Below are 5,617 nucleotides of genomic sequence, written 5' to 3'. Positions count from 1 at the left end.
CCGATCCCGCTCAGCCGGCCCTTGCAGGCCCGCCCGCCGCGTTCCAGCCCAATGCCGTCGTGCGCATCGAGCCGAACGGCGCGATCGTCCTGACCATGTCCCAGGTGGAGATGGGCCAGGCTGCCTACACGGCCATGTCCATGCTGATCGCCGAGGAGCTCGAGGTCGAGCTGAGCCAGGTCACCGTGGTGGCGGCGCCGCCGGATGACCGGCGCTTCGCCAACCCGCTAATGGGCTTCCAGAACACCGGCGGCTCCACCTCCGTGCGCGGCTTCTTCAAGCCGCTGCGTGAGGCAGGTGCCACCGCCCGGAAGATGCTGGTGGGCGCCGCCGCCCAGTACTGGCAGGTGGACCCCGCCAGCTGCCGGGCCGAGCGGGGCCGGGTGCATCATGCGCCGAGCGGCCGCAGCCTGAGCTACGGCGCGCTGGCCAGCCTTGCCGCTGCCCAACCGGTGCCCTCCCAGGTGAGGTTGAAGTCTCCGGACCAGTTCCGCCTGATCGGGACCTCGGCCAAGCGGATCGACACCCCGGCCAAGGTGAACGGCACGGCTCGCTTCGGGATCGATGTCCGCCTGCCGGAGATGAAGATCGCAACCGTGGCAGCCTGCCCGGTGCTCGGCGGCCGGCTCCGCAGCGTCGATCCGGCGCCGGCCCTCGCTGTCCGCGGCGTGCGCCAGGTGGTGCGGCTGGACGCTGCCGTGGCCGTGGTGGCGGACCATATGGGCGCGGCCCGGAAGGGGTTGGAGGCGCTCGACATCCACTGGGAGGCGGGGCCGAACGCCGCCCTCTCCACCGAAGACGTCGCGGGAGCTCTCCGCCGCGCGGCAGACCAGCCCGGCGCCGTCGCGGTCGACAAGGGCGACGTCCGCGCCGCCATGGAGGGCGCTGCACAACGCGTGGAGGCACGTTACGAGCTGCCCTTCCTCGCCCATGCCCCCATGGAGCCGATCAACTGCACGGTGCGCCTGAGCCCGACCCAGTGCGAGGTCTGGGGCGGCACCCAGACCCTCACCCGCGCCCAGCAGGCAGCGGCCGAGGCCGCCGGCCTGCCGGTCGAGCAGGTGATCGTGCACAACCAGCTGCTGGGCGGCGGCTTCGGCCGGCGGCTGGACGTGGACAGCATCACCCAGGCCGTCCTCATCGCCCGCCAAACCCGCTGGCCGGTGAAGCTGGTCTGGACGCGGGAGGAGGACACCCAGCACGACCTCTACCGCCCCTACTACCATGACCGACTGGCGGCGGGGCTGGACGTGGGGGGCAACCCGGTGGCCTTCCACCACCGCGTCGCCGGCTCCTCCATCATGGCCCGGTGGCTGCCGGCCGCCTTCGCCAATGCCCATGTCGACTATGTCCGGGTGGAACCGCCAAAGGGATTGCGCACGGCCTGGTGGCGCGGCGTCGGCGTCACCCACAACGCCTTCATGGTCGAAAGCTTCCTGGACGAGCTGGCGGCCAAGGCCGGACAGGATCCCGTCGCCTACCGGCAGCACTTGCTTGGCCGGCATCCATGGGCGCGGCAGGTGCTCGACCTGGCGGCGGCGAAGTCCAGCTGGAGCAGCCCGCTCGGGGCCCGGCGCGGCCGCGGCATCGCCCTGATCGAAGGCTGGGGCACGACCATGGCGCAGGTGGCGGAGGTCGCCGTCGCCCGGGACGGCACGGTGCGGATGGAGCGCGTGGTCTGCGCCGTGCATGCCGGCATCATCGTCAACCCGGATACGGTCAGGGCGCAGATCGAGGGCGGCATCATCTTCGGGCTGTCGGCCGCGCTCTACGGCGAGATCACCCTGCGCAACGGCAGGGTCGAGCAGGGCAATTTCGACACCTACCGCCCACTGCGCATCGACGAGGCGCCGGCGATCGAGGTCCACATCGTCCAAAGCAACGATGAGCCCGGCGGCATGGGCGAGCCCGGCACCGCGGCCATCGCGCCGGCGCTCGCCAATGCCGTCTTTGCGGCGACGGGGGTGCGGCTGCGCAAGCTGCCGATCGACCCAGAGGCCCTCGCCATCGCCTGACCGGCGCAGCACCGCAAGGCAGGAACAGCGGCGGCAAGGCCCGAACGGCGCCTTGCCGCTCCTCCCCTTAAGCATCGGTCAGTCGCAACCCCCGGCCCGAACGGCCGGATCAAGATGGAGAAGCCCCATGAAGACCTGGTTCATCACCGGCGCCTCGCGTGGTCTCGGCGCCCGGATCGCCGCCGCGGCGCTCGACGCAGGCGATCAGGTGGTCGGCACGGCGCGCGACCCTGCGGCCGTCACCACGGCGCTCGGCGAGCATCCCAACCTCCTGGCGGTTGCCCTCGACGTCACCGACGACGCGCAGGTAGAGGCTGCCGTGGCCAAGGCTGTCGCCCGGTTCGGGCGCATCGACGTGCTGGTGAACAATGCCGGCTTCGGCTTGCTGGGCGCCGTGGAGGAGGCGACGGCCGAGGAGGTGGAACGCCTCTACCGCACCAACGTCTTCGGCCTGCTCGCCGTGTGCCGCGCCGTGCTGCCGCAGATGCGCCGGCAACGCGCCGGGCATGTGATGAACCTCTCCTCGGTCGGCGGCTTCCGCGCCAGCCCGGGCTTTGGCGTCTACTGCTCGACGAAGTTCGCTGTGGAGGGGTTGAGCGAGGCCATGGCGGCGGAGCTGAAGCCGCTTGGCATCCATGTGACCATCGTCGAACCAGGCTATTTCCGCACCGATTTCCTCGACGAGCGGTCGCTGGCGGTGAGCACCCCGCGGATCGACGACTACACCCAGACGGCCGGGGCGACGCGCCAGCGGGCCCGCACCGTCAGCCACAACCAGCCCGGTGACCCGGCGAAGCTGGCGGCCGGCATCCTGGCGCTGGCCGCCATGGCGGAGCCGCCGCTGCGCCTGCCCTTCGGCAGCGACGCCGTCGCGGTGCTGGAGGCCAAGACTGCCTTCGTTGCGGAGGAGCTGGCGCGTTGGAGCTCGCTCTCGCACTCGACCGACTTCGCCGCCTGAACGGCCGGCCGCAGAGTCGAGCCTTGGCCCGTCCCTGGGAGCAGCCTAATCCCAGGGACGGGCATTTCCATGACGGAAACCTCGTAGTTCCTTGCCTGCAGCGACTACAGCCTGCGCCGATAGGCGGTGGGCGTCGTGCCGGTGAGGCGCCGGAAGGCCGCGGCAAAGGCGGAGGGCGTCTGGTAACCGACCGCCAGGGCGATGCTGGTCACCGGCAGCTCCGGCTGCGCCAGCATCTGCTGGGCCGCCGTGATGCGCAGGGCGGTCAGCCACTCATGCGGCGTCTGGCCTGTCGCCAGACGGAAGGCGGTGCAGAAGTGGAAGCGGCTCAGCCCGACGAGCCCCGCCAGCTCGTCCAGCCCGATCTCCCGCTCCAGGTTCTCCCGCATGAACTCCGTCACCCGCTTCACCTGCCAGTTCGCCAGGCCGCGGCGCGGCGGCGGCGCGGCGGGCGTCGCCAGGGTGGAATGTGTCCGGATCAGCTGGGTACAGAGCAGGTCGATGGCCTGCTCGACGAACAGCCGGGTGGCTGGGTCGCCCTGCGCGGCTTCGCGGCTCAGCAACTCCAGAACCCGGGCACTGGTCTGGTCCTCGAAGCCAACCCGACCGACCAGGTCGATGCTCCGGCCCGGAAACAGGAACTCGGCCGAGGCCGCCAGCCGCTCGCGGGTCAGGTAGACATGCGAGACCTCGATGGGGCCGGCGATGTCCCAGCGTCCCTCATGCCCGTCGGGGATCAAGGTGATGGTGCCCGGCGCGGTGCGGGAGGCGAAGCGCTGCTGGCCCTGGCGCCAGATGATCTCCTGGGCGGCGCCGTAATAGGTCATGACGACGTGGCCCGACATGGCCGGCAGGAAGTCGTGCAGCGCGCCATGCGACCAACGCTGGGTCAGCCTGGTATCGCCGCGCAGAACCTCCTCGGCCAGCACCGGGGCCTGGTCGAGGATCTGGCCGATGGCCTCGGGCGGCCGCCGACCGGATTGCAGGGGCGATACTGCGGCGTTGCTGTCCCGGCTCATCTGTCACTCCCCTTGGGCAATCGTTGCGCAGGACGCCTCGGTAGGATGGGCGCTTCGGGCGCAACACATGGCAAAGGATGGCGGACTGGAAAAGATACAACGAGATGAGCGAGGCCGATTGGCCACCCTTGGGTAGCAGGCGAGCAAGCAAGGGCAACCCCGCGGACCCAGTGGGGGTCCGCGGGGGGCAATGCCGGTTCAGGGTGCGGTCAGCCGCGCGGGCGCTGTCCGGCTTCGGCCGTCATGGTCCAGGGCATCGTCGGCTCGCGGTAGGCGAGCTGCACATCCGCCCCGCCGCCGACGAGCACCGCCACGAGGCCATGCCCAGGCTGCGCCACCGTGTCCGGCGCGTAGGCCACCTGCCGATCCTCGCCGCCTCCGACCAGGGTGGCCGTGCCGCGCCCGGCCAGGTTATGGCTTGGCTGCGCGTAAACGACCTGGGCGTCGTCGCCGCCACCGATCAGGCGGGGACCGGTCTGCTGCGCCTGGGCAGCGCTGCTGATGCCGAGGGCCAGGGTCGCGGCCAGGGCCAGGCTGTGCTTGCGGATCATGGAGTCTCTCCTCTGTCTGTCGCTGTGCCGCGGGATGCGGCCTTGGCTGATGGAAGGACCCTAAGCTTCGGCAGGCAGGCGCGCCGTCTGCCGCTTGCGCCGGGTGTCGCAGGCTTGCGGCGGCGCTGCAGTTGGCTGCCTCGGCTGAACAAAGATTCTGATCTTGGACATGATGCAGCGGCGAGGCTCGGCCAGCCTTGGTTGCTTTGCCCAGGCCACGCCAAGCGGTATGGATGGGAAACTGGCTTCGTGGTCCGGAGACGGTTGAGCGCCTCGGCAGCCAAAGGCAGCTTCGCTGCGGCGCCGCCACGCAGTTTGGGTTACCGACGGCATTGTCCGTCGGCGTCAATGGCTGTGCGGACCCGGCTCTTGGATCAGCGTCCAGTATGCTCGGCCATGCTTCTCGACGCTCGATTTACCCTGACCAAGCGAGCCGGTGACCAAACAGGAGCGCCCCCTGCAGGCCCGATTTGGGTCTGCAGGGGGTGCTGTGTTGATGCAGATAGAGATCAGGTGCGCGGCGGGCCCATGGTGCCGGCGAGGGCCGAGTTGGTGTTCGGCGCCGCTTCATAGACCACCTGCAGGTTCTCACCGCCACCGATGATGCGGGCCACGAGACCGCTCGAGGCCTGGCTGGTGTTCATCGGGCCATAGACCACCTGCCGGTCCTCGCCGCCTCCGACCAGGGTGGCCGTGCCGCGCCCGACCAAGTTATGGCTCGGCTGCGTGTAGACGACCTGGGCGTCGTCGCCGCCACCGATCAGGCGGGGGCCAGTCTGCTGCGCCTGAGCGACGCTGCTGATGCCGAGGGCCAGGGTCGCGGCCAGGGTCAGGCTCAGGCTGTGCTTGCGGATCATGGGGTCTCTCCTCTGTCTGTCGCTGTGCCGCGGGATGCGGCCTTGGCTGATGGGAGGACCTTAAGCTTCGGCAGGCAGGTGCGCCGTCTGCCGCTTGCGCCGGGTGTCGCAGGCTTGCGGCGGCGCTGCATTTGGCAGCGTCACCTGATCAATTGCTTAGCCGCTAAGAGCCCGTCCATGAAGAACTCCTGTATTCTGAATGCGTTGCGGCAGGACA

The 5,617-nt window shown here is 70.1% G+C and carries 5 protein-coding genes; 2 read left to right on the top strand and 3 right to left on the bottom strand.

Features of this window, described 5'->3' with window-relative positions; genetic code table 11:
• On the top strand, nucleotides 1–2,015 hold a 2,015-nt coding region (locus tag AC5JJ1_RS11180), incomplete at its 5' end, for a xanthine dehydrogenase family protein molybdopterin-binding subunit (RefSeq protein WP_495785199.1).
• Between the two features lie 127 nt (nucleotides 2,016–2,142).
• Entirely contained in the window at nucleotides 2,143–2,973 is an 831-nt protein-coding gene (locus AC5JJ1_RS11175; protein ID WP_495785198.1) for an oxidoreductase, read from the top strand.
• 104 nt (nucleotides 2,974–3,077) lie between these two features.
• Here the strand turns inward: AC5JJ1_RS11175 and AC5JJ1_RS11170 are convergent, their stop codons facing one another.
• From AC5JJ1_RS11170 to AC5JJ1_RS11160, 3 genes are all read right to left on the bottom strand, one after another.
• Nucleotides 3,078–3,992 carry an AraC family transcriptional regulator gene (locus AC5JJ1_RS11170; protein WP_495785197.1) on the bottom strand — a complete coding sequence of 305 codons (915 nt, stop codon included), beginning with the start codon at nucleotides 3,990–3,992 and terminating at the stop codon, nucleotides 3,078–3,080.
• A gap of 209 nt (nucleotides 3,993–4,201) precedes the next feature.
• Nucleotides 4,202–4,543 (bottom strand): hypothetical protein, encoded by a 342-nt coding sequence (locus tag AC5JJ1_RS11165; protein ID WP_495785196.1) that lies wholly within the window; start codon nucleotides 4,541–4,543, stop codon nucleotides 4,202–4,204.
• A 509-nt stretch (nucleotides 4,544–5,052) separates the two neighbouring features.
• Nucleotides 5,053–5,400, bottom strand: coding sequence for a hypothetical protein (locus AC5JJ1_RS11160; RefSeq protein WP_495785195.1), 348 nt, complete (start codon nucleotides 5,398–5,400; stop codon nucleotides 5,053–5,055).
• Nucleotides 5,401–5,617 lie beyond the last annotated feature (217 nt).

Source organism: Belnapia sp. (assembly GCF_059504005.1).
The sequence above is the reverse complement of the archived record's forward strand: the minus strand, read 5'-3'. Positions and strand labels throughout refer to the sequence as shown.

Coding starts and splice junctions, on each gene's coding strand:
- AC5JJ1_RS11175 (WP_495785198.1), top strand. CDS start 2,143: ATGAAGACCTGGTTCATCACCGGCGCCTCGCGTGGTCTCGGCGCCCGG.
- AC5JJ1_RS11170 (WP_495785197.1), bottom strand. CDS start 3,992: ATGAGCCGGGACAGCAACGCCGCAGTATCGCCCCTGCAATCCGGTCGG.
- AC5JJ1_RS11165 (WP_495785196.1), bottom strand. CDS start 4,543: ATGATCCGCAAGCACAGCCTGGCCCTGGCCGCGACCCTGGCCCTCGGC.
- AC5JJ1_RS11160 (WP_495785195.1), bottom strand. CDS start 5,400: ATGATCCGCAAGCACAGCCTGAGCCTGACCCTGGCCGCGACCCTGGCC.